The sequence below is a fragment of the Paenibacillus sp. FSL W8-0439 genome, from assembly GCF_038008995.1.
Taxonomy (GTDB): Bacteria; Bacillota; Bacilli; order Paenibacillales; family Paenibacillaceae; genus Paenibacillus; species Paenibacillus polymyxa.
In genome coordinates, this window is the sequence record NZ_JBBPAK010000001.1 from 5,349,335 (window position 1) to 5,373,878 (window position 24,544).

General features: G+C 47.7%; 26 protein-coding genes. 8 read left to right on the plus strand and 18 right to left on the minus strand.

Features of this window, described 5'->3' with window-relative positions:
- Positions 1–74: 74 nt before the first annotated feature.
- The 13 genes from MKX36_RS22985 to MKX36_RS23045 form a co-directional block, all read right to left on the minus strand.
- Positions 75–659 (minus strand): low molecular weight protein arginine phosphatase, encoded by a 585-nt coding sequence (locus MKX36_RS22985; protein WP_016822874.1) that lies wholly within the window; start codon positions 657–659, stop codon positions 75–77.
- Between the two features lie 85 nt (positions 660–744).
- Complete coding sequence (locus tag MKX36_RS22990; protein WP_016822873.1) at positions 745–1,305, minus strand: manganese efflux pump MntP; 561 nt, start codon at positions 1,303–1,305, stop codon at positions 745–747.
- Positions 1,306–1,448: 143 nt separating this feature from the next.
- Entirely contained in the window at positions 1,449–2,732 is a 1,284-nt protein-coding gene (locus MKX36_RS22995; RefSeq protein ID WP_290409798.1) for an L-threonylcarbamoyladenylate synthase, read from the minus strand.
- Between the two features lie 178 nt (positions 2,733–2,910).
- Complete coding sequence (gene spoIIR, locus MKX36_RS23000; RefSeq protein WP_290409797.1) at positions 2,911–3,603, minus strand: stage II sporulation protein R; 693 nt, start codon at positions 3,601–3,603, stop codon at positions 2,911–2,913.
- 215 nt (positions 3,604–3,818) lie between these two features.
- Positions 3,819–5,012 carry an FtsW/RodA/SpoVE family cell cycle protein gene (locus tag MKX36_RS23005; RefSeq protein WP_013373452.1) on the minus strand — a complete coding sequence of 398 codons (1,194 nt, stop codon included), beginning with the start codon at positions 5,010–5,012 and terminating at the stop codon, positions 3,819–3,821.
- A 75-nt stretch (positions 5,013–5,087) separates the two neighbouring features.
- Positions 5,088–5,987, minus strand: coding sequence for a peptide chain release factor N(5)-glutamine methyltransferase (gene prmC / locus MKX36_RS23010; RefSeq protein ID WP_290409796.1), 900 nt, complete (start codon positions 5,985–5,987; stop codon positions 5,088–5,090).
- A gap of 3 nt (positions 5,988–5,990) precedes the next feature.
- Positions 5,991–7,058, minus strand: coding sequence for a peptide chain release factor 1 (prfA, locus tag MKX36_RS23015; protein WP_013373454.1), 1,068 nt, complete (start codon positions 7,056–7,058; stop codon positions 5,991–5,993).
- 335 nt (positions 7,059–7,393) lie between these two features.
- A complete protein-coding gene (gene ychF / locus MKX36_RS23020; RefSeq protein WP_016822869.1) occupies positions 7,394–8,494 on the minus strand; it encodes a redox-regulated ATPase YchF in 1,101 nt (366 codons plus the stop codon).
- 146 nt (positions 8,495–8,640) lie between these two features.
- On the minus strand, positions 8,641–9,132 hold the full coding sequence (locus MKX36_RS23025; RefSeq protein WP_290409795.1) for a GNAT family N-acetyltransferase: 492 nt from the start codon (positions 9,130–9,132) through the stop codon (positions 8,641–8,643).
- A complete protein-coding gene (fni, locus tag MKX36_RS23030; RefSeq protein ID WP_290409794.1) occupies positions 9,129–10,229 on the minus strand; it encodes a type 2 isopentenyl-diphosphate Delta-isomerase in 1,101 nt (366 codons plus the stop codon). Before fni ends, MKX36_RS23025 begins: the two co-directional genes overlap by 4 nt.
- A 314-nt stretch (positions 10,230–10,543) precedes the next feature.
- Positions 10,544–11,035, minus strand: a complete 492-nt coding sequence (locus MKX36_RS23035; RefSeq protein WP_016822866.1) for a DMT family transporter — start codon at positions 11,033–11,035, stop codon at positions 10,544–10,546.
- 57 nt (positions 11,036–11,092) lie between these two features.
- Positions 11,093–11,797 (minus strand): Crp/Fnr family transcriptional regulator, encoded by a 705-nt coding sequence (locus tag MKX36_RS23040; RefSeq protein ID WP_019688828.1) that lies wholly within the window; start codon positions 11,795–11,797, stop codon positions 11,093–11,095.
- Between the two features lie 58 nt (positions 11,798–11,855).
- Positions 11,856–12,281 carry a DMT family transporter gene (locus MKX36_RS23045; RefSeq protein WP_016822864.1) on the minus strand — a complete coding sequence of 142 codons (426 nt, stop codon included), beginning with the start codon at positions 12,279–12,281 and terminating at the stop codon, positions 11,856–11,858.
- Between the two features lie 233 nt (positions 12,282–12,514).
- Here MKX36_RS23045 and MKX36_RS23050 point away from each other — a divergent pair, with 233 nt between their 5' ends.
- Positions 12,515–14,011, plus strand: a complete 1,497-nt coding sequence (locus MKX36_RS23050; protein ID WP_340865793.1) for a phospholipase D family protein — start codon at positions 12,515–12,517, stop codon at positions 14,009–14,011.
- A 42-nt stretch (positions 14,012–14,053) separates the two neighbouring features.
- Here the strand turns inward: MKX36_RS23050 and cls are convergent, their stop codons facing one another.
- On the minus strand, positions 14,054–15,565 hold the full coding sequence (gene cls / locus MKX36_RS23055) for a cardiolipin synthase (protein WP_102997517.1): 1,512 nt from the start codon (positions 15,563–15,565) through the stop codon (positions 14,054–14,056).
- 196 nt (positions 15,566–15,761) lie between these two features.
- Here cls and MKX36_RS23060 point away from each other — a divergent pair, with 196 nt between their 5' ends.
- The 4 genes from MKX36_RS23060 to MKX36_RS23075 are packed head-to-tail and all read left to right on the plus strand — an operon-like array spanning position 15,762 to position 18,003.
- Entirely contained in the window at positions 15,762–16,355 is a 594-nt protein-coding gene (locus MKX36_RS23060; RefSeq protein WP_340865795.1) for a TetR/AcrR family transcriptional regulator, read from the plus strand.
- Between the two features lie 45 nt (positions 16,356–16,400).
- Positions 16,401–16,742, plus strand: coding sequence for a DMT family transporter (locus MKX36_RS23065; RefSeq protein ID WP_016822861.1), 342 nt, complete (start codon positions 16,401–16,403; stop codon positions 16,740–16,742).
- Positions 16,742–17,056: a DMT family transporter gene (locus MKX36_RS23070; RefSeq protein WP_016822860.1), complete on the plus strand. Its 315-nt coding sequence runs from the start codon at positions 16,742–16,744 to the stop codon at positions 17,054–17,056. Before MKX36_RS23065 ends, MKX36_RS23070 begins: the two co-directional genes overlap by 1 nt.
- Before the next feature lie 14 nt (positions 17,057–17,070).
- Positions 17,071–18,003 (plus strand): 1-phosphofructokinase family hexose kinase, encoded by a 933-nt coding sequence (locus MKX36_RS23075; RefSeq protein WP_340865796.1) that lies wholly within the window; start codon positions 17,071–17,073, stop codon positions 18,001–18,003.
- Positions 18,004–18,107: 104 nt separating this feature from the next.
- On the opposite strand, the gene MKX36_RS23080 is transcribed toward MKX36_RS23075, so the two are convergent.
- Positions 18,108–18,542 carry an Lrp/AsnC family transcriptional regulator gene (locus MKX36_RS23080; RefSeq protein ID WP_044786169.1) on the minus strand — a complete coding sequence of 145 codons (435 nt, stop codon included), beginning with the start codon at positions 18,540–18,542 and terminating at the stop codon, positions 18,108–18,110.
- A 158-nt stretch (positions 18,543–18,700) separates the two neighbouring features.
- Here MKX36_RS23080 and MKX36_RS23085 point away from each other — a divergent pair, with 158 nt between their 5' ends.
- Both MKX36_RS23085 and MKX36_RS23090 read left to right on the plus strand, forming a co-directional pair.
- A complete protein-coding gene (locus MKX36_RS23085; protein WP_257126397.1) occupies positions 18,701–19,162 on the plus strand; it encodes a VOC family protein in 462 nt (153 codons plus the stop codon).
- Positions 19,163–19,332: 170 nt separating this feature from the next.
- A complete protein-coding gene (locus MKX36_RS23090) occupies positions 19,333–19,797 on the plus strand; it encodes a DUF3592 domain-containing protein (protein ID WP_016822856.1) in 465 nt (154 codons plus the stop codon).
- A gap of 11 nt (positions 19,798–19,808) precedes the next feature.
- On the opposite strand, the gene MKX36_RS23095 is transcribed toward MKX36_RS23090, so the two are convergent.
- Positions 19,809–20,423 (minus strand): LysE/ArgO family amino acid transporter, encoded by a 615-nt coding sequence (locus tag MKX36_RS23095; protein ID WP_025366026.1) that lies wholly within the window; start codon positions 20,421–20,423, stop codon positions 19,809–19,811.
- Positions 20,424–20,469: 46 nt separating this feature from the next.
- Entirely contained in the window at positions 20,470–21,099 is a 630-nt protein-coding gene (mobA, locus tag MKX36_RS23100) for a molybdenum cofactor guanylyltransferase (protein WP_016822854.1), read from the minus strand.
- A 195-nt stretch (positions 21,100–21,294) separates the two neighbouring features.
- On the opposite strand from mobA, the gene MKX36_RS23105 reads away from it, so the two are divergent.
- Positions 21,295–22,542 carry an MFS transporter gene (locus MKX36_RS23105; protein ID WP_016822853.1) on the plus strand — a complete coding sequence of 416 codons (1,248 nt, stop codon included), beginning with the start codon at positions 21,295–21,297 and terminating at the stop codon, positions 22,540–22,542.
- 127 nt (positions 22,543–22,669) lie between these two features.
- Here MKX36_RS23105 and MKX36_RS23110 read toward each other — a convergent pair whose 3' ends face one another.
- The gene (locus MKX36_RS23110) at positions 22,670–24,349 is read right to left on the minus strand and encodes a glutamine--tRNA ligase/YqeY domain fusion protein (RefSeq protein ID WP_025366028.1); all 1,680 of its coding nucleotides are present in this window, start codon (positions 24,347–24,349) and stop codon (positions 22,670–22,672) included.
- Positions 24,350–24,544 lie beyond the last annotated feature (195 nt).

Here is a 24,544-nt window from a genome sequence, read left to right on the forward strand (position 1 = left end):
TTTCCACCTTATCTTAACGGATTAACTGTCGAAAATCAACAGATTCCGTACAAAATAGAGGAATGGTACCGACTTTATTCGGAAGATCCCTTTAGCTTGTCCAGCAACTTATGCAAAGCTACACGGATTTCCGCAGCTGTGACATCGTAGTCCTCCCGCGAACCGCCAAACGGATCTGAGATATCGAAGCCCGGAATCCGTTGATGTAATTCAATCATTCGCTCACGTTCCTGCGCTGATAGCTCTTGTCCAAGTGAAGCCATCAACTGCTGTGAAGCATACAAGCCGTCTAATTCCTGTACGTCCTTCAGCACTGCGTCACGGTCCTCCACATATTCCTTCAGCGTAAATACTTTGCCCGCCGTTTGTGGAAACCGTTGAATGACATGCTGTTTATGTCCTTGCGTCAAGGTTAAGATCAGATGTGCCCACTCGGCAAGTCCGTCGCTTAAAGGGGTTGAAGTGATCTGGTCGGATATATCGTGATCACGTAGAACCGCCTCTGCATGCCGGGATATCGACGCCCCGTCCATCGCAGCTACTCCAGCGGAACGCACTTCCAGTTCCAGTCCATGCTCAGCAGCCAACTTACGCAGCATCCCCTCAGCCATTGGACTGCGACAGGTGTTCCCTGTGCATACAAATAAGATATTCTTCAACGTCTTCACCCCCCGTATGTTGAAAAAATATATAAACAGAGGATTACTCAAATCCTGTATTTATTTTACACTGTCTACGTTAAAATCAAAACATAAACATAAAGCCGAATGCCAGCAAAACGGCACCGCCCACCGCTTCTCCATAATCCCCCAGATTGCGGCTGACCTTGCGCCCCAGTAACAGCCCCAGCATCGCCATCGCTCCCCCGCAAAAACCAAAGGCCAGAACAGTCAGCACCAGGTCACTCTGGAACATCCCCAGGGACACTCCCACAGAAAATGAGTCAATGCTCACCCCAAGTGCAAATAGCAAAAGACCCAAAGGCGACCGATGATCCAATACGTGTACGCCGTCTCCCTTGAAGGAATTGTACACCATATGCCCGCCCAAAAGGATGAGTAATCCCCCTGCGAAATAGGTCGTCACATGGCCTAATAAAGAACTCATATAATGGCCTGTGAACATTCCCAGCAACGGCATCAGGATGTGAAAAAAACCAATCACAATGCTGATGCGCAGCACGTCTCGCAGGCGTATCCCCTTCATACCGATCCCTACGCCCAGCGACAGCGCATCCATCCCTAGCGCTACCGCCATGATCAGAATCGTTACAACCTGCCCAGCATCGGCAGAGGCTGCCAGCATACTCCATCCCTCCATTATCCGTCTGTTCTTGTACACGTTATGCGGACAAGGGGCAAATCAGTACAAGCAGGTACTGAAAATACCCAAAACAGAGACGAGGAGAGAGGAGGAATTAAAATAAGAGACTCCATTCTTTACAGAAGCTACAATCGGATAATTCGATGACCTGCCGCTTTAAGCAGTCGATTCATGACGGCGTCTCCCAATCCCTTCGGCGGGCAGGCTTCCGCCAAAATGTAGGTGACGCCGTCTTCATCGCAGCGTCGGAGCACGCCATATAGACGCTGCGCTGCCTCATGAAGCGCGTCCAGCTTGCCCAGCGTGTAGACCCGTTCTCCGGCGTAGCCGGCGGCATGGTCGTCGAACGCGAGCACCGCCGTGCGCTCCCCGCGCGCGGCAGCCTCCGCCAGCGCGTCGCGAATCCAGCCCGTAACTTCAACAGGCGACGGGCCTTGTACCACGCTCAAGCGGCCTCGCGGCGCGTAGTGCGTATACTTCATGCCCGGCGAGCGTGGCGCCAGGCTGTCGACATCCTGCCCCGGTGTGGCAGCCAACGCCGGGTCCAATACGACGGCGCGAGCAACCGCAGCGAGCTGTTCAGCCGTCACGCCGCCAGGGCGCAGAATGGTGACGGTTCCGTCGTCACCCACTTGCACTACCGTGGACTCCAGTCCCACCCCCGTGGGACCTCCGTCCAAAATACCGCCGATGCGACCCTCCAGGTCCTCCAGCACATGCTGTGCTAGAGTCGGACTGGGTCTTCCCGAGCGGTTGGCGCTTGGTGCAGCCAGCGGACAACCGGCTTCCGTGATCAAGCGCAGCGCGATCGGATGATCCGGCATGCGCACACCGACCGTGTCCAAGCCTGCTGTCACACGCGATGACAGTGCCTGCGGCACTACCGGCAATACGAGGGTCAGCGGTCCTGGCCAAAATGCATTCATCAGCGCTCGGGCTGTATCGTTAATTTCCACTACCATACCTTTTAATTGAGCAGCATCGGAAATATGTACAATGAGCGGGTTATCGGAAGGACGACCTTTGGCAGCAAATACCGCCTCCACCGCTTTAGTGCTGCGTGCATCGGCCCCCAGTCCGTACACGGTTTCCGTAGGGAAGGCTACCGTCTCTCCAGCCTGGAGAAGTACGGCGGCCTCGCGTATGCCCTTTTCCGCTGCGATCAGAGCCTGTCCAGCTGAAAGTTCATCAGAACCATCCCCGTCAGTGTTGTTCACAGAATCAACTGAATCCACTTTTTCCACCTCAAAAGACGAGATAGCAGATACAGTCGTGCTCTCTACAGGAACCAGACATCTCACATCCCACCAGTGTGTATGAGAAGGCTGTAACGCCTGCTCCTGCTCTGCTATCTCTTTTTTCACAAAACCTACGTGCAAGTCGTGCATTTTATTCACTTTATCACTCATATCAGATCATCCCATATCTTATTGTCATACAGGCCATTTCATGGCCCTGATCCCCAAAACCTACTTTAACAAATCAGTTCGATTTGGCTCTGCCCTCTGTATATCTATCGTAAGTTCCATTATAACATATGGGGAAACTTACACTCTTGTTCTCTTTTCCATAGCGCTGACGAAACATTTAGGCAAACAAACCACTCACCCAGTTCCACAGCCCCGTAAGGGCATCCCACAGGAAAAAACGTACTTCCGGCTCCTTGTCAGCGGCGTTCGTTCGATTGTCTTCATGACTTGTTTTTGCCGATACAGTTTGTGCTGCTGCTTCACCACTGCCTGCATCAATAAAGCACAACGGCGGGAACAGCACACACCACCAATTTTGCCCTTTCCCTTGCCCCAGTGTAACCCGAAGCGCCTCATAATTCCCTGCCGGGTAGACAAGACCACCGTACATTTTCGTCGGAAAAGGTACACTTGCCAGCTCCACCTGATGATCATACGCTATACCGCGAAGAGCCAGTTCTTCACCTACCAAGCGATCAATTTCAGGTAAATGTGCGTCAATCAACACTCTGGCTTGATTTAGGCTTTGTGGATTGTCCAGCTCACCCACCCACGCATTCATCTGCTGCACGATGGCATCCCGTATTTCGCGCTTAACCAACTGATCCTCTGGACGATCTGAATTAGCCAAAATGCGCAGTCGAATGGAATCGTGCGGAATTACCTTCAACCCTGTGGTGGCCACTTCAGACGCTAAAGTTCCTCTTGCCCCCGTGGTCATAGCTGCATCTGTTTTTTGACCCTCCCAAGACATCATTAATATTGAAATACAAAAGAGTATCATTGCAGCTTGCTTTATCCAACTTCTCATCTTCGTCCCCCCAAACCCAAACTCTATCATGTCTATCAGTCTGTCCGGTTTGGGAGAGTCTAAACCTATGAATCTCGTAAAATAATTCAGGCTATTGCAAGCTAGATCGTCACCTAGGAATATAAAAAAGCCCAGATTTCACAATCTGGACTCTTTTGTTGCACCGTTTCAACTCGTAAAAATAACTATTAATATTAAGCCACAACCCACCTGTACTAGGCTTTTTTCGCCTTCGTCAAGCTTACTCTGGAAGGCTGCGGCAGGTCATCCTCTAGCTCCTGACCATGCACCTTAATGCTCATAACTAAGCCAATACTAGCCATGTTAATAAGCAACGAGGTACCGCCATAGCTTATGAACGGGAGCGTAATCCCCGTAAGTGGCATAATGCCCAGAAACGCACCAATGTTCTCAAAAATCTGATATAGCAACATGGACACAATCCCGACAATAATATATGGTCCAGCTCGATCCCGGCATTCCAGCGAAATCAGGATCATTCGATGAATCAAAATAAAATATAGCAATAGCAGAATGGATGAGCCTACAAACCCAAACTCCTCTGCTACAACTACAAAAATAGAATCCGCATAGGTATAGGGAACACGTCCGGACTGTACCGAGGTTCCTTGCAAAAAGCCCTTGCCCATCATCCCGCCAGAAGCTATGGCCAGTTTGGCATTTTTCGTATGATAAGATGCCTTCGCAGTCGCTTCTTCTGGTACCAGCCAAGGGTCTAAACGCTCTACCCAGTGACTACGTCCAATGCCTTTCATAAAGGAATCAATCTCATCATGAAACGAAATATACGCTTTGATCCCGCCACCAACGGCGACTGCAAATACGATAAATCCGATTAGCGCATGGGATGCCTTCACATTACCAATCCATAGCATACCAATGACGATGACAATGTAACCGAGCGCATTACCCAAGTCATTTTGTGCCATGACCATGGCAAATGGGACAAAGCTCACCAGAGCAACTGGAAGGACATCCTGAATAAAATACAGCTTGCTCTTGCGCTTTTTAATCAGCATATACGCCAAAAAAATGATAAGGACCAGCTTGAATACCTCAGCAGGCTGGAGATTTAAGCCACCAATTTTCAAAAAGCCTTGGGAGTTATTAACCGTCCCGCCAAAAAAGCCGAGAATCAGCAGAAATATCCCGCCTCCATATACATACAAGGCTTTTTTAATGAATATCCGAAAATCAACTATCGCTAAACCCAAGATCGCTACAAAGCCCAATATATAATACCCGATCATCTTCTGGTAATCGTTGCCGTGCTCTGCCAAGTTCGTAGGACCCCTACCAGCACTGTATACCGTTATGATACTAATCGCCATGAGCAAAACCAGAATAAAAATAACCGGACCATCAATTTTTTTCAATTTCTGAAGCATGATTTCCCCCTGAGCCGTTTCTCGGTCATACTCCTCTTATTCTAAAGGAAAGACTCGCAAAAAGAAAATGCAGCATTACTCCAAGACGCCTAGGACATGTCGCTCGATCCCCGCAAGGTCAGGAATGATTAGAATGTTCTTCCAATGGCCTGCCTGTTCCAGCAGGTCAGCCACGTCTCTGGCCTGTCCCATCCCCAGCTCAAACCCGATTAGCCGGGGTGGGGCCTGAAGGAGCCCAAGCTGCTCCAGCATTGCCCGATACGGGCCAAGCCCGTCAGGACCGCCATCCAGCGCCATTCGCGGCTCATGGTCGCGCACCTCTGGCTGCAAGCCAGCGATGTCAGCAGCCGGGATATATGGCGGGTTGGACACGAGGATGTCCACCGCTGTTCCCGCAAACGGCACCAGTAGATCGCCCTCGCGGAATTCTACGGCTGCGCCGTTTGCGGCGGCGTTCTGGGACGCCATTTCAAGCGCAGCAGCAGAAATATCCCCCGCTGCTACGTGCCAGCGCGGCCGCTCAGCCGCCAGCGTCACGGCAATCGCGCCGCTACCCGTGCCAATGTCGAGCGCGTGCAGAGCACCGCTCGACCACAGCCGGTCGCCGTGCTGGAGTATCGCCTCGACGAGCAGCTCTGTCTCGGGGCGCGGAATCAGCACCGACGGTGAAACCGCGAACGGGCGTCCATAAAATTCCTGCCGTCCGATAATATACTGCGCCGGTTCACCCGCAGCTTTGCGGGCGATGATCCGTTCCCACGTCTCCTTAACGGAGGAAGGGAACGGATCGCCCAGAGCGGCGTAAAACCTCGTACCTTCCAACCCAAGCACATGTTCCAGCAGCAAGCGGGCATTATGCTGCGGCTCCAACACGCCGCAACTTCCTAAAAAAGAAGAAGCCTCAACTAAGGCTTCTCTGACACTCATGTTCCGTTCCGGCGGCATCCGATACACACAATCGCGTTCGTTCCCCAAAACTTAAACCTCTTGTTCCATCAAATCAGCCTGCTCTGCAATCGTGAGCGCTGATACGATTTCTTCGATCTCTCCGTTCATCACCTGGTCCAGCTTGTGCATGGTTAAACCAATGCGATGATCCGTTACACGGCTTTGCGGGAAGTTGTAAGTACGTATACGCTCACTGCGGTCCCCGGTACCTACTTTGCTCTTACGCTCGCCTGCATATTTGGCTTCCTCTTCCTGACGCATCATATCCGAAATACGGGCACGCAAAACTTGCAGCGCCTTCTCCTTGTTGGAGTTCTGGGATTTGCCGTCCTGGCAGGTTGCCACAATACCTGTTGGCATATGCGTTACACGCACCGCCGACTTGGTTGTATTAACGGACTGACCGCCCGCACCGCTGGAGCAGAAAGTATCCACGCGGATATCCTTGTCTAAAATTTCGATATCTACTTCCTCTGCCTCAGGCATCACGGAAACCGTGGAGGTAGACGTATGAATACGTCCGCCAGATTCTGTTGTCGGAATCCGCTGTACACGGTGTGCGCCACTTTCGAATTTCATTTTGCTGTAGGCACCGCGTCCGTTAATCATGAAAATAACCTCTTTAAAGCCTCCAAGGTCATTCATGTTCGCATCCATCAATTCTACACGCCAGCCTTGTGTATCTGCATAACGAGTGTACATCCGGTACAAGTCCGCTGCAAACAGTGCAGCCTCGTCCCCACCCGCAGCACCACGAATTTCGATAATAACGTTCTTATCATCGTTCGGGTCCTTCGGCAGCAGCAAAATGCGGATTTTCTCGTCCAGTTCCCGCTTACGGGCACTCAGCTCTTCGATCTCCATTTTGACCATTTCACGCATCTCGTCGTCAAGCTTTTCAGCCTGCATGGCTTTAGCAGCGTCCAGCTCCTCAACGACAGTTTTATATTCGGTATATGCTTCATAAGCAGGCTGTAAATCAGACTGTTCTTTGGAATAATCTCTAAGTTTTTTGCTATCGTTCGCCACATCCGGATCGCAGAGCAGTTCGCTCAGTTTATCGTAGCGGTCCGCCAATGATTGCAATCGGTCCAACAAGCGATTCACCTCTTCAGTTAAATTAATATGAAACCAGCTTTGAATTCACTGGCTACAGCTCTTTATTATAACAACTAATCGATTAATTAGCTACATAAAATACTTGCTAATTTAGGATTTTGCAAAAATCAACAAATCAATTGAAGTCGAATAAACAATATTCCGCTAAAGATTTGGTAACAAACTCTCAATCAGGAAAAAGGAATACGAATCAAATAAAAAGTCGCCGCCCGGGACAGGCAGCGACTAAGTAAGTTAGTACATGCGGATAACACATATACAATGACCTAATATGTTTGTATATAAACCCTGTTTGCTATACGCCGAGATGCATTCTAAACATTAAAACGGAAATGCATAACGTCTCCGTCCTGCACCACATATTCCTTGCCTTCCAAACGAAGCTGACCACGTTCTTTGGCCCCGTTCATAGATCCAGCAGCGACCAAGTCATCGTAGGATACAACCTCAGCGCGAATAAATCCGCGTTCAAAATCCGAGTGGATTACGCCCGCAGCGCCAGGTGCTTTTGTTCCTTTGTGAATAGTCCATGCGCGTACTTCCTGCACACCTGCTGTGAAATACGTATACAGTCCCAGCAAGCGGTAAGCTGCTTTGATCAGACGGTTCAGACCAGACTCAGCCAGCCCTAGCTCCTCAAGGAACATTGCCTTGTCTTCGCCTTCCAGCTCAGCAATTTCAGCCTCTACTTTGGCACTGATCGGTACCACTTCAGCATTTTCCGCTACTGCAAATTCACGTACCTTTTGCACATATGGATTGCTGTCAGCTTCCGTTACACCATCTTCACTGACATTAGCCGCGTACAATACAGGCTTCATTGTGAGCAAATGAAGGTCGCGTATAATCAGCTTTTCGTCTTCTGACAATTCTACGCTACGTGCAGGTTTGTCGGCATACAGCGATTCCTTGATCCGTTCCAGTACTTCAACCTCTTGGGCATACTGCTTGTTGCCGCCCTTCATGTTCTTACGGGAACGATCAATGCGCTTGTCTACACTTTCGATATCCGCCAGAATCAATTCTAGATTAATCGTCTGAATATCGCTGATTGGATCAATTTTGCCGTCCACATGAGTAATATTCTCATCTTCAAAGCAGCGTACCACATGAACAATGGCATCTACTTCGCGAATATGAGCCAAAAACTTGTTACCCAAACCCTCGCCTTTGCTGGCACCTCGTACAAGCCCTGCAATATCAACAAATTCAAAAGCCGTTGGTACCGTTTTGTTCGGTACTACCAGTTCAGTCAGCTTATCCAGTCGCTCGTCCGGTACTTCAACGACCCCTACATTAGGGTCAATTGTACAAAATGGATAGTTTGCGGATTCCGCCCCCGCCTGCGTTATTGCGTTAAACAGTGTTGATTTGCCCACGTTCGGCAGACCCACGATCCCCGCTTTTAAAGCCATAATCAGAACAACTCCCGTTTATATAAAATATGCGCTATACCCTCTGTTAGTTTACCAACCCACATTATATAGGAGAACCTATACATGCGGCAAGCATACGGCTGTGAATTTAGGATTTTGCTGCATCCCTATTTAGATAGCTTTATTTAGATTTCCTTGCTCATCTGGATATCCGTAACCCGATAACCAGACTTGCGATATACATGTAAAGCCCGCTCATTATGCCCAAATACATGCAGACCGATGCGAACCGCACCCAGCCTCCGAGCTTCTTGTTCCAACGCCTGCATCGTCAACGTACCCAGGCCTCGCCCCTGATATGAATCGTAAACGAGAATATCCAGCAAAAAAGCTTCTTTGCCTTGCGTACCTTCTGTAATGTTGAACCAGATATATCCCGCTTCCTCGGGGCCTTGACCCACACTACCTGAATACTCAAGCATGTACAGGTGAGCATGGGGCGTATCCAGTCTTTGTGGCAAAAATGTTGCAAAGCTTTCCTTTGCCCGTTCCGGTGCCTCTTCCACCGTCCACGTGCCTGCCTGGATTTTCTCCTCCGCATAATCAGCGAGCGAGCGCTGCTCAAAGCGATCATACTGCTCTGCGTTCATCGGAACCAACTTAATGAATCCACTCATCCGTTCGCCTTCTTTCTTAGTCTGGTCGTTTCTTTAAGACCTTCGATCCCAGCTACTCCGATGCCAAACATGACTGTACGCAATTCCAGCTCTACTTGCTCCAATCGCGCTTCCAATGCCTCGCTGGAGGTGACCGCCGAGCCAAGCAAAGAGCGACCGAAGCCTGCCATGTCAGCGCCCAAAGCAAGTGCTTTCGCAGCATCGACACCGTTTTTCAGTCCACCGCTACCGATCAGAGCGCCATTAGGCTGGGCTGCTCTAACCTCCACGATACAATCAGCGGTCGAATTGCCCCAATCGGCGAACGCCTCTGCCGCTGCACGGCGCACAGGATCAGGATTGCGAAATTTCTCCACTTGGCTCCAGCTTGTCCCGCCCGCACCTGCGACATCAATAAAAGCAGCGCCTGCATCATATAATCTCGATGCCGTCTCACCATCTATGCCCCAGCCTACTTCCTTCACGCCTACAGGCACCGGAAGACGACGACACAACTTCTCAATGCGCTCAAGCAGCCCGCTAAAATCCAAATTCCCTTCAGGTTGGAATATCTCCTGCAAGCCGTTCAAATGCAGCACCAACATATCCGCTCCGGCAATTTCCACTGCACGCTGGCAATCGTCCACACCAAACCCGTAGTTCAGCTGCACTGCACCCAGATTGGCAAGGATCGGGATGCTAGGTGCTAGACGGCGAACTGCAAAGGTTGAAGCCAACTCTTCTTTTTCCACCGCAGCTCGTACGGAGCCGACACCGAGCGCCCAGCCGCGTCTCTCTGCTGTCTCTGCCAACCGCTCATTAATCGCTCCTGTCTCGGCGCTACCGCCTGTCATCGAACTGATGAGCAGCGGTGTCCGTACAGTGCGCCCCATAAAAGTTGTATCTAGACGCACCTCGTCAAAATGTAGCTCCGGCAAAGCGCAGTGCTTAAAACTATATCGCTCCAGTCCGCTGGTAATGCCGTGTCCGGCCACATCTTCCTGCAGACAAAGGCGGACATGCTCAATTTTCCGTTCACCTGTCTGCGTGGCAGGCAACAAAGAGCCGGATCTGTCTGAGCCGTCAGGTGATCCATTTTTATTTTCTGTATTACTCATCTATGTTCCACCTCATCCAAAGTCAATCTGTGCATTCCATCAGGTTCGTGAAGCACAAATAAGACCGTTCCCGAACACGGTAACCGATCTATTTATCATCTCATATATCAAATATCTAGGCCCTTAAAGCACTATTTTAAGATATTTTCATTGTATCATGGATGGAAAAATATATACATGACCGTGAACATTTTTCTTTGCCTATGGGATCGAAAAGCAGCACCTGCTTAAGATGCAGCTTCTCTGCAAAATGCAAAATACCCCTCCGAAAGTGGGACCCCAATCAAGCAGGATTAAGGTCGTCACAACCTTCTTTAGCTCTTCATCGAATCAGGTATAGTTGTAATATTTTCTTGTGGTTCCTTTGTACGCCCATGTCCAAATTTGAAAACGAGAATACCACCGATAATGACCAATACACCAATCAACTTATTGAAGGTAAACGGAATCTTCTCTAGTCCAAGCCATCCTAATGAATCCCACAATAAGGCTGTACCTAATTGTGCCGTCAATACGATGGAGATCGCATAGGTAGGGCCAAGTCGCTTCATTCCTTGCACCAGACAGAACACAACGCCGACACCAATCATGCCACTAAACCAGTACCACAGCTGCATATGCTGTAAAGCAAATGTATTTTTCCCTTCAAAAATAAGACTCCCGAGCAAGGAAGCCAAGAACCCTGTTCCCAGTACCAATGTCGTTGTGGCCCATGAACCTGTCCGCTCATTCACCTTATTATTGAATATCGTTTGCAGACTGACCAAAGCACCTGCGATAACTGCCAATATAAGCCCTAATAACATATTTAACTCTCCCTTGATAGTCCCTTTATTGTGCTGCACTTATTCAAAGCACTATGATTACAACGATTCATAAATATTATGGCCAGCCAGTTCACTCAAACCTTTTCTGTCCTTAATGACAATATAGCCTTTTGCCCGTTCAACCAATCCCTCTTCGATCATCTTGCGAATGACACGGTTGAGGTGTCTGTAGCTGGTTCCGATCAAATTCGCCACATCCACCAGACTGGATGCCCGTAGTTCCTCATGAAAGGCAGAATTGGATTCGTCAAAAGAAACAGATAGCAGGTAGCTCGCAAGCCTAACTTCCACCGGGTACATCAGGTTGAAATTGGAGAAATCAGAGTCCAGGCAAAACTTCCGCGTGACAATATCCAATAGAAATTGCAGCAAAGGAGCATAATCTCTGCCGTACTTATTCATCCATTGATGATGAACACCAATCACATAGATCGGCGACACTGCCTCTACTGTATTGATGACGTGACTATTACGAATATATTCAACATCTCCTATGACCTCGATCGGTGTTTTGAAGCAAAGGATCAGAGTCTTTCCTTCTGTAGAGCTGGTAAAAATTTTGACCTTGCCCTGCACCAGAATATACAGATGCTCAATGGCGTCCCCCTGCGAACAGAGCTTTTCCCCTTGCTCCAAACGATGCAGCGACAAATAGGGATGTAGTGGCTCGTAGAGTATGGATTCTAACTGATGCAGATGCAAAAAATACTTTAGCTGCTCTTGATCCTGAATTTCTCTCATTGCTTAGCTCACCTTCATTTTCTACGTTCTAAGCTTTTTCTATAAATAAAGTTTTATTTTAGAGTTTTAATATAATGACACCCGCGATCATCATACCAATACCTATAAATTGTGGCAGCTTCATCTTCTGCTTCACTATGCCGAACCATCCTTTGATGTCTACCAGGAAGGTTAAACATAACTGAGCAATCAACAGCGCCGAGATTGTGAACGTAACCCCAATATGTTGAATGGCTGTGACTTCACTAAATATAATGATAGCCGCAAAAGCACCACCCCAAAGATACATCGGCTTTACCTGTTTCATTTCAGACACACGACCATCCTTTGTAAACATCCAAACTGATGCTGCCAAAATAAAACCTATTAGCTGAGTAACGGTAGCCGCCTGCCATGTCCCGATATCCTGGCTAATCCGTGTATTCGCTACCCCCTGTAACGTAATACAAGCGCCTCCCAGAAAAGCAAACAAGATTCCTCTCATAAATCGTTATTCTCCCCATATAAATGACTTTTGTATCTATTTAAGTATAGGTCAGCCTGCCTATAAAGGACATATGTCCTCAATTAATAAAACGTTCTTCATTTCATTCCGTTCAGCATTCCGCTTCAATCCTGTGGACTTGCGGTAATAATTAGACAGTATCTATATCATAATCTGCATGTTCGGTCACGATAAAATGGAATGCAGCATTCAATGGAGGAGCTGATCGTCGTATGACTAAACAAAATCCGCTGCATTCTGCACCGGAATCCCAAAGAAAATTCATGTACAAGGGCCGTGCTCTTAAAATCGCCATTTTGGTCCTTATCCTGTGGCTGATTGCCGTTATGCTGTATCAAACCCATAAACCATTGCCTCCGTTCGTCTCTTACGAGAGTCAGGAGTATTCAACGAACGAGGTAAACTTTTGGACGGATTTGACCTACCCTACTGGGGATGGAAGCACTGTACAACATGAAGGACAAATTTTGAATCGTATGCTCGGAATCATTGATGAAGCTCAGCAATTTATCGTCATTGACCTGTTTCTGTTCAACGATTATAAACATAAAGGGCAGCACTTCCCCGAAGTCAGCGCGCAAATGACCCAGCATCTTATCGCCAAAAAGAAAGCCCATCCTGAGATGCCTATCTTTTTCATTACAGATGAAGTCAATACCAACTATAATTCTGCTCCCAATCCTTTGTTGGAGAATATGAAGCAAGTAGGAATTCAGGTCGTGCAGACCGATGTAGATCCATTGCGGGACTCCACGCCCATCTATTCAGCGGTGTGGCGCACCTTTTTCCAGTGGTTCGGGCAGCAAGGCACAGGCTGGATTCCCAATCTGATGGCCAGTGACGGACCTGACGTTACGGCTCGCTCCTATTTAAAGCTGTTAAACGTCAAAGCCAATCACCGAAAATTGGTTACCAACGAGCAAACTGCTCTCATTTCTACAGGCAATGTTCACGATGCAAGTGCCTATCATTCCAATGTTGCCCTAGAGGTGAAGGGGCCGATCATCGGAGATATTTTACAAACAGAGCAGGCGGTATTGGACTTCTCGGGCGGAGGGCAACTTCCTGTCTACACACCTCAAGCAAAGCCCCTATTCCCATCAGGTAAGGACAGCTACCGGATCAAATATCTCACTGAAGGCAAAGTGTATACCTCCATTTTGAATGGCATTAAGCATACGAAGCAAGGTGACAGCATTCATATGGGCATGTTTTATTTAGCTGACCGCAAAGTATTGAATAGCCTGTTGGATGCCTCGGCGCGCGGTGTGAATATCCAATTGCTGCTGGACCCCAATGAAAACGCGTTTGGTCAGGAAAAAATAGGCATCCCTAATCGTCCGGTTGCCCAAGAGTTATCCGATAAATCGGATGGAAACATTCAAATTCGCTGGTATCATACTACCCATGAGCAATTCCATACGAAGCTGATTTATATTGCCAAGGCACAAGGAGAGCATTTGATTTGGGGTGGCTCTACCAATTTGACCCCCCGTAATTTGGATGATTTGAATCTGGAGAATGAACTGTGGGTGGCCGCTCGGGCGGACAGCAAGCTGACCCGACAGGTGACGGCCTATTTTGATAAGCTGTGGAATAACCGGGGAGCTGAATACAGCCTGGAGCTGGCGGCCTACGAGGATCATTCAACATTTTGGAAAGATATTGTATACCGTCTCCAGGATATTTTGGGCTTTACTACATTTTGACTCTAAGATCTGCTTCCATATCCACAGCTCATCGTTTGTACATTACAGCAGTGGTGAAAGCAGCCGAGCGAGCGATTCCATCAAACGTTTGAACAGACGCTTTTTCATGAATTCCTCACGTACGATCAAGCTGGCATTGTGCAAATCTCGCTCATAGTCGTTCACCATCTGCTGCACACTGTGTGTTTGAATCAACAGAGCGTTCACTTCAAAATTCAAATGGAAGCTGCGCATATCCATATTGGCTGTCCCAATAGTCGCAACTTCCCCGTCAATAATGAGAAGCTTGGAGTGAAGGAACCCTTTTTCATATTCATATACCTTGACTCCCACCTCTAGCAACGATTGGAAGTACGAATGGGATGCGAGAAAAGGCAGCCATTTATCCGGTTTCGCGGGGAACAGAATACGCACATCCAACCCGGATAGAGCAGCCATCCGCAAAGCAGTCAGGATATCTTCATCCGGGATAAAATAAGGAGTGGCAATCCAGACGGATTTTCGAGCGGATGTAATCATGGAGAAAAAGAGATTTTTAAGCACTCTCCGCTCGTTATCTGGACCGCTGGCAATAATCTGTACGCCGCCGTCCGTGATCGGTTCAATATCGGGAGACAGATATTCGCTATCCAGCACCGATTCGCCCGTCATATGAAGCCAATCCTGTAAAAATATAAGTTGCAGCGTCCGCACAGCTTCGCCTTTCACAATCATATGTGTGTCACGCCAAAAGCCGTAGGCTTTATTGCGGCTGAGATACTCATCTCCCACATTTAGGCCACCGATTAATCCAATATTACCGTCGATAACTACAATTTTACGGTGATTACGGTAGTTTACCCGGCTGGAGAAGAACAAAATCCGAGCGCCGCCGTATGCAACAACCTCGACTCCTGCATCTTTCATTTCCTTCAAAAATGCCTTCGATAATTGTATACTACCGACCGCATCGTACATAAACCGAACCTTAATACCCGCTTTAGCCTTCTCGATCAAAATTTTCTGAATGCTGGTACCAATATCATCCGAGCGGAAAATGTAATATTCCATATGGATATGATGCTGCGCCTTGCGCAGTTCTTCCAGCAGCGTGGAGAAGGTTTCATCCCCATTATTCAGAATCTGGGTTTCTGTCGCAAAATAAATCGGGGAGCGTGCCAGTCTGCGCGCCAGACGCATCAACTGCTGCTGCTCATCTGTAAAGCAGGTCAAATCTCGTTTGACCCGCAAAGCATCCTTTTCGATACGCTCATAAGCCTGTTGGTCACGCAATGCCTTTTTGTCATACTTACGGCGCTTGAATACATTTTGCCCAAACAAAAAATAAAGAGGAAGTCCAACGACTGGCAGCAACGCCAGCAGCAAAATCCATGACATGGTGGTGGAAGGATTACGATTCTCCGTAAAAATAATCAGACTTATGGAAATAACCGTCAGCGTGGAGAAAATACTGATGACAGTTCCTTCATTTTTACCGATGTAATTAAACAAGCCAAAATAATAAATAATAAACACCATAGCCGCGATCAATACGGCCAGTAAGCTTCGCCTCATAACTAACCTCACTTCCAATGGACTGCATTTAAACAGGTATTCCTCATTATATTGTACATGAGCCCCTTATTTCTTCCCACTTTTTTATTTAAATGTTGAATAAAAAAATCCAAAGTACATTACGAAATGTTGATGGGTTGACACTTACTTTTTTTCATGTAAAAATAAACTAACGAACGTTAGGTAGGTGATGATAATGGGAATGGAAGAGATTCGAAAGGCCGCTCTTTTCCAATTTGCCGCCAATGGGTATGAGGGAGCATCCTTGAGCAGTATTGCCGCCGAGGTTGGAATCCGAAAACCGTCTATATATGCGCATTTTCAGGGCAAGGAGGATCTGTTTTTGCAGGTGGCACGTTATGCGTTTCAAGAGCAGAATTTACGTGTTTTCGAATACTTTACGGAACGCAAAGAACAGTCGCTGGAGCATACACTGCATAATTTCCTGTTCTGGATGGAACAGGAATATGAGGGCAACAACTCAGCCAAGTTTATGCTCCGCTTTTCCTTCTTTCCGCCTGTATCTTTATATAACGAGGTACTGAATATTGTGAATCCTTTTCTGGAACAAATGGAGCGAAAATTAACTCGTCGCCTTCGAAATGTACGGGATCGGGAACTCTTTAGGCATATGGAACCAGCAGATGTGGCTTTAGCCTACATGACACTGGTGGATGGAATCATGGTAGAGCTACTGTACAGTGGAAGCACCAACTACCACCGAAGGCTGAACGCTGCATGGCCTATTTTTTGGCGTGGGATTACGTTAACTTCATCTCATGAAGGGTGAAGCAGTCGTAATTGAAAATTATACTGAATTGAGGAGAAATTCATCATGAATCGCAGTTGGATTTACGTTTTTGTTGGAGGCCTGATTGAGGTCGTATGGGTATCAGGCTTGAAGCATGCAGATTCTGTACTCACCTGGGCTGTAACTGTGCTGGCTGTGGTGGCCAGCTTTTATTTAATCATGAAGGCTGCAAAGCGTCTGCCTGTAGGCACGGTGTATGCTGTATTTACCGGACTGGGGACAGGGGGAACCGTCGTAGGCGAAATGCTGCTTTTCGGGGAACCGTTTCAATGGTCCAAAACGCTGCTAATCGCCCTTTTGCTAGCAGGTGTGATCGGCTTGAAGTTAGTTACCGATCGTGATGCTCAGGAAGGGAGTGGTGCATAATGGCTTGGATTGCATTGGTTATCGCGGGATGCTCGGAAGTGCTTGGAGTCATCGGCATGAAGGGAGTTACGGTCGGTAAAGGGTGGAAGGCTTTAGCACTTATGATTTTATCCTTTATTCTTAGCTTCTCTCTGCTCAGCTTCGCCATGAAAAGTTTGCCGATGGGAACTTCTTATGCCGTATGGACAGGCATTGGAACCGTCGGCAGTACGATTACAGGCATGTTTTTGTATGGTGAGCAAAAAAGCGTACTGCGTGTTTTATTCATCGCCATGATTCTTGCCGCAGCATTGGGCTTAAAGCTGATTTCTTAAAGGAGTGATGCCTTGTGATTACCACCGTAACACTTAACGCAGCAGTGGATAAAATCTACACGGTTGCAGGCTTTGGACTGAATGCCGTTCACCGCATTGAAGGGGGCTTAACGGTACCAGGCGGCAAGGGCGTAAATGCCGCTCGTGTCATTCGCACGCTAGGTCAGCCTGTACGGGCGACCGGGTTTGTAGCTGGACATACCGGACGGCTGCTCATCGACGGGTTGAGTACGGAGGGCGTAAGCGCCGATTTCATCGAAACGGCATACGGGGAAACCCGTCTCGCCATAACCGTGCTCGACCCAGCTGCCCGCACGCAGACCGAGCTGATTGAGAGCGGCCCGACCGTTGGGCCGCTTGAACTAGCCGCACTGCGGCGCAAAATCGCGACCCTTGCCGAGGATTCGGCTTGGGTTGTTCTCTCCGGCAGCCTGCCACCCGGCTGCCCGTCCGATCTGTATGCCGAGCTGTGCACGCTGGCAAAGGAACGCGGCGCGCGCGTGGCGCTGGACGCGAGCGGCGAAGCGCTGCGCTTGGGGCTGCGCGGGAAGCCCGACCTCGTAAAGCCTAACGAGGAAGAGGCCGCCCGCTTCGCGGGGATCGACGCCACGCGCCCAGATGCCGCTGAAGCAGCGGCATCACAGCTGCTGGAAGCCGGAGCGCAGCTGGCCGTCATCTCTCTCGGCGCACGCGGGGCACTAGCGGTAACGCGCGATGCACGCTACCGGGTAAGCCTGCCGGACGCGGACATTGTCAGCGCGCTCGGCAGCGGTGACGCCATGGTCGCCGGGCTAGTTAGCGGCGCGGTGGCGGGGCTGGAGCTCCCTGCCATGCTACGGCAGGGAGCGGCCTGCGGCACGGCGGCTGCTCTGCACGCCATGGCCGGCAAGATCGAGCTTCAGGACGTGGAACGTCTGAAGCAAGGAATTACGGTGACGCTGGTGTAATTCAGCGTCACTTTTTTTATTTCATCCAATCATTCGCTTAATTTAATGCTACGAATATCAGCTTTCTGAATGATTTATGTTCCAAATATGCGTTGCCGGATGACTTACAACAAAACCCTGTTTTCCAGTATATTTTTCATACAAATATGCGATTTGGAAGGCCCCAGCTTGACTAGTGAATCCTGAAACTCTGCAATTTCCTCTACAGACGCGCTTTGTACCTTAATGAGATAATTAAATTCCCCACTGATGCGGAATAAATCGGTAACCTCCTTCGCCTCCTTACAAAAACCAATCAGTTCTTGGCAATGTTCTGTTTTTATCAGAATAAACGTAGTTGTCCCCCGATCCAGTTCCCGTAAATTAAATACAGCATTATATCCAGAAATAATCCCTCGTTCTTCAAGCTTGGTCATTCTTTCTTTAACGGACGGTTGTGACATCGAAATTTCTTTGCTGATTTGGGAAATCGTTATTCGCGCATCATGCTGTAACAATTTCATGATTTTGTAGTCTATCTCGTCTATGTGATGCTGCATATCAAGTACCTCCTGATTTGGATTTAAAAAGTAACGTTTTTCATCTAAAATATCTTCGGTTTCATAACCAATATAGTATAAAAAACTTATTTTAAATATATATGTAGCACATAATTATTCATATAATAAGGTTTACTTACATATAAGGAGGATCTGAAATGAGTGTGAAGGGACTAGCTCATGTGGCCATCCAAGCCCGTGATCATCAAGCAACCATTGCATTTTATACCGAAGTACTGGGATTTAAAAGAGGACATCACTGGAGTCTTCCATCCTTTCGGATTCAAGAAGCTTCCATGCTGATCTCACCTGACCAAAGAACCTGTCTCGAAATCTTTGATAACGATGCCGTCATTCCTGCCCAAGGGAAAAAGGCTGCATCCGAGCAGGACATTGCTCATGGGGCTTTATTACACCTCGCATTTTACGTAGACAATGTGGATGAAATATACCAAAAAGCCCTTGTCCACGGAGCAAGAACCTTTGTGGAGCCCAATCAGCTTACACTTGGCGAACCTCCTCTAGTAGTCACCAATGCATTAGTCCACAGCCCTAATGGTGAGGTTATCGAATTTATCGAGGATGTTGATTTTGACATGTCCCAATCGAGCAAGAAGTAGTCCCCACAGCTATTAAAAAGATCCACTTCCCGGGGAAGCGGATCTTTTTTTATACTCCATTCATCTCCACCTTATTCTCTATGGAAAAATTAAACTATTCCTAAGTATATCCGATATATTGTTTATCACTTGGTTTGAAGGAGTAGATTATCATTTCAATTGATTTCAATGTGTACTGGTTTCATTTTAGCTCCGATCTGCTCATGCCGTTGTTCAGCTTGATCGGTCTGCTGCTCATCTATTTCGGATTCAGAACGATCCGTCGCCACCGTTATCGTAAACGCCACTGGGTCCGTACCAAAGGGCAAATCGTTGACGCGCATATCGAAGTAGACATAGATGTCGTTCCCTTTGACCGTGATGATCCGGTAGACACCAGCTACACCCGCCGATTAAAGGTACGCTTCTATACCGCTTCAGGTGAAGTCGTGGAATTCTGGAATCCTTATAGTACCAATCTCAGCCTCAACCGGGTTGGCAGCAAGATTAAGGTACTATACAATCCGGCCAACCCTCGGGACGCCCGAATTGCCGGCGGTGTAAATGGTGCCGGCTGTCTGGCCTTTATGTTGTTTTTGATCGGTGTCCCCTTTGCTTTGAGCGGTGTATTCGCTTTATTGAAATTTTTCTTCTAACAAGGCTTGGGTCACATACTAGTCATAAAAGTTATCGCCATATAAATGGCCAGACCCAAAATAATCAGTGCCGATATTTTGTTGAGCATAGTACCAAACTTTCCTTCTGAATCCATACGTCCTACAAGCCGGCCCGCCGTTGCCAGACCCACAAACCATATCCACGATACTGACACGGCAGCCAGACCGAAGGCCCAACGTTCCCCGCCGTTATATTGAAGGGAGCTGGTTCCAATTACACCAACCGTGTCAAGTATGGCATGTGGATTCAGTAGCGATACCGAGGCAGCAAAAATCATCTGGCGTTTCGGCAGCATCGGCTGGCTTTCTCCCGAGGAAGCAGCCTTGGACCTCCAAAGAGTCCAAGCCATATACAGCAAAAACAAACAGCCCGCCGCATAAAGCACATTCGTGAGCCATAGAAATTGCTGCAAAACAAGGGATACACCCCCAACGGCAAGCGTGATCAGAATGGTGTCACAGATACCCGCTGTAATGACCGCAGGCAAGGCATTGCGAAACCGCGACTGGGACGCCCCCTGATTAAACACAAATACATTTTGTACCCCTAAAGGCAAAATCAATCCCAATGCCAATAAAACGGCATGAATAATAGCTTCCAGCATGTTATGTACTCCCCCAAATTCATTGCTTAATATTCTCTAAATGCTTCTAATCCTTCCGGAACTGCTCTAACACAAGCTTGTAATCCTGAGGTTTGTTCATGTTGAACACGGCATTGTGCCACATATTCTCTGTCACTCCCGGCATGTCCTCTATAGTGGCATAACGAACATTCAACGTTTCCAACCATTCGGTGAGACGGAGCCGTTTATTCCGCAAACGTTCCTCAGCAGATGGCAGTATGCTCCGATGATACACTCCCAGCAAAGGATGCAAACGTCCAGCCACAGAAGCAATTACCGCTTGCAGTGGTGATTCCGCTGCTTCTTTGGGCGCCGCCCACTTTTCAGTTAAAACGAGCAAGGCTTGCAGCACTTCCAGCTGTACAAAAGGCATATCACAGGCCACGACTATTCCCCATTCGGTAGTAGATGCAGATAAGCCTGCATGAATACCACTCAAGGGTCCCATACCCGGATAGATATCAGATATAGTCTCAATACCGCTCAGTCCATATTCTTGATCGTCACGAGTGACTACTACCACCCGTTGGACCGCCTGCTGTAAGGTAATAAATGTCCGTTCAAGCATAGTAGCTCCCTCAATCTCAAGCAGGGCCTTATCCTGTCCCATTCGGCTGGAACGTCCTCCTGCGATGATAATACCAGTCACTTCCACGGAAAACTCCTCCTTTTTTTCTAAAAACAATCACAAATATGCATATGGAATTTTGGACAAAATTGAAATTTACATAATTGTAATTTTATTGGTTTGTTAACCCTTTCAACACATGATACATTGGAATAAAGAACATTCCCACAGATCGACATCGGTGCGTAGTTCTCTATCGGGCTAAGAAAGGAATGGCTTGTCTTGCAAAAGAGAGAAATTCAAGAGACTCCCCTATATTCCCTAAAGCTATATAACTTTTTTCTATATGGAGCTATGGTCATTTTCTCCAGCTTCTTTCCGTTGTATCTACAAGATATCGGCATGGACAAGCTGGAAATCGGGAGTCTGATGGCCATCGGACCTTTTGTATCTGTATTCGCGAATCCTTTCTGGGGATATACAAGCGACCGCAGCCGAAATCTCCGACGTATCCTACTATTTATGATTATAGGTACACTGTTACTGCTCCAAGCTTTATTTCATGTTCACACGTATGTCATGATTTATGTGTCGATGATTGGCTTTTACTTTTTTCAAAGCCCGTTATTTGCCCAAAGCAATACCCTGATTCTCAGTTATATTGAGGGCACGGACCGGAAATTTGGTTCATTTCGCATATGGGGTTCCTTCGGTTGGGCTGTGACTGCGGCAGTTGCCGGCATCGTTGTTGACCACACAGGAGTATCCAGTATATCGACTATCTTTACGATACTGCTTCTGGCTGCATTGATCTGCACTTTGGCAATTCCACCACTGAAAAGCACTGTGGAGACGGCAACCATTCATTTGCGTGGCTTTGGCAGTATTATATTAAACGGATATTTCATATCCTTCATTTTGTTAGGCATCCTTGTATCAATTCCTAATTCAATCAACGGCGCCTTTATGTCCTTGTACATCACCGAACTGGGTGGGTCCAAGCTGATGCTTGGTTTTGCCGTTTTTATGTCATCGGTATTCGAAATTATTGTCTTTTTACTGTTTGATCGCTTCTTGAGGAAAAAAATGACCGTGATGGTCGGCTGTTTGGCACTCGTCAGTTTGCTGTTTGCCTTACGTTGGGAACTCATGGCGCTGGCTACAGACCCGATCCAGATCGTGTTCATTCAGGCACTTCATTGTGTCACCTTCGGTGGATATTTCTATGTAGGCACCCAGTTAACCGTCCTGTTCACTCCTGCAGCATACCGATCATCCGGACAGGCCGTATATACCTTGACTTGGAGTGGTATATCCGGTATCGTAGCAGGTTTTGCTGGCGGTTGGCTATTCCAGAACTTCGGCGGTGAAATGATGTACCATGCAGGTGTCTTCTTCGCCCTGCTGGGCTCTGCGGGATTCGCTATCATGTGGTATATGCTGTACAAGAACGGCTACCAGCCAGGGCATGGCGGCGAGCACAAACCAGGCGAGCATAAACCAATAGAAGAAGCACCACAACGACAATAGAGTGTCTTCAAGTCAATGGACATGTTCTGAAGAACGGTTGTGCGTAAAATAAAGGAGTCTGCCGTTGGCAGACTCCTTTTTCACTTGGTCGCACGAAGCAACCATCCGTCCCACTGTTTCCAACGTCTTATTGCTTAGGCAATTGGAAAGAGCTTTTCAATGATACCACACGGTTAAATACAGGCTCACCCGGTTTGGAAAGCTTCGGATCTACACTGAAATAACCATGACGGAAAAATTGGAACTTGTCCTGCGATTGTGCTTCTTTCATATTCCGCTCCACATAGCCATGAGCAATTTCCAAAGAGTTCGGATTTAATTGATCAAGGAATGTTTTTTCCGATCCATCCTCTTCCAGCACCTCTGGTTCCTCTGCGTTAATCAATGGCTCATACAAACGGAATTCAGCCGGAACAGCCTGAGTAGCCTCAACCCAATGGATTGTACCTTTCACTTTACGTCCCGTAAAGCCCGATCCACTCTTGGTTTCTATATCATAGGTACAGTGAATCTCCGTTACATGACCGTCCGCATCCTTAATGACATCGTTGCATTTAATGAAGTAAGCATGTTTGAGACGCACCTCATTACCAGGGAACAAACGGAAGTATTTGCTCGGCGGATTCTCCATGAAATCCTCACGCTCAATATAAATCTCACGAGAAAACGGAATTTGGCGTGTTCCAAGCTCCGGATTTTCTGTATTGTTCTCCGCCTCCAGCATTTCCACTTGTCCTTCAGGATAGTTCGTAATGACCACCTTCAACGGATCTATAACTGCCATCGTACGAGGAGCCTTAAGCTTCAAATCCTCACGTGCAAAATGCTCCAACACCTGCAAATCAATGACTCCGTAGGCTTTGGAAATGCCTGTCTCATATACGAAGCTGCGAATGGCCTCTGGCGTATAGCCGCGACGACGCAAACCGGAAATGGTCGGCATCCGTGGATCATCCCAACCGTCTACGTGTTTTTCATCAACCAGGAGCTTGAGCTTACGTTTGCTGGTTACCGTTTGAGCTAGATTTAGCCGTCCAAATTCGTATTGATGAGGTACGTTTTCCATCTCGCATTCAGCTACAACCCAATCGTACAGTGGGCGTTGATCTTCGAACTCCAGCGAACAAAGCGAATGGGTTACGCCCTCAATTGCATCTTCCAGCGGATGAGCATAGGAATACATCGGATAGATGCACCAGGTATCGCCTGTATTGTGATGGGCCGTGTGTGAAATGCGGTAAATAACTGGGTCACGCAAATTGATGTTTGGCGAAGCCATATCAATCTTGGCACGCAGCACCTTTTCACCATTCTGGTATTTGCCTGCACGCATCTCTTCAAACAGCTTCAGATTGTCTTCCACACTGCGATCCCGATAAGGGCTGTTTTGTCCCGGTTCTGTCAGTGTTCCGCGCGTTTCACGGATTTGGTCCGCACTTTGGTCATCTACGTAGGCTTTCCCCTTTTGGATCAGCAGGATAGCACGCTTGTACATCTCTTCAAAGTAATTGGAAGCAAAATGTTTTTCTTCCCATTCATAACCAAGCCACTTCACGTCCTCCTGAATGGAGTTCACGTATTCCGTGTCTTCCTTCGCCGGATTGGTGTCATCAAAACGCAGGTTCGTGCGTCCTCCGAATTCATCTCCCAACGAGAAATTGATCCAGATGGCTTTAGCATGTCCAATATGCAAATATCCGTTGGGTTCAGGTGGAAAGCGTGTAACAACCTCCTTGACCTTACCCGTACGTAAATCCTCTTCAATAACATTTTTAATAAAATTGGGGGGAGTAATCGGCTTCTCCACACTAATCAACCTTTCTTCCGTATAATCTGTATACAACCTGTTCCCTTAAATATACCCTTTCACACCGCATAACTCAATAAAATGAAAATCGGGATGCTCTCTTCAGCAAAAAAAGATGCAAGTTATGAAAAAGAGTTAACATTTTCGGCAAATAAATTCGTTATAGTGTATATATCTTTTATTTTACCGGAAAAG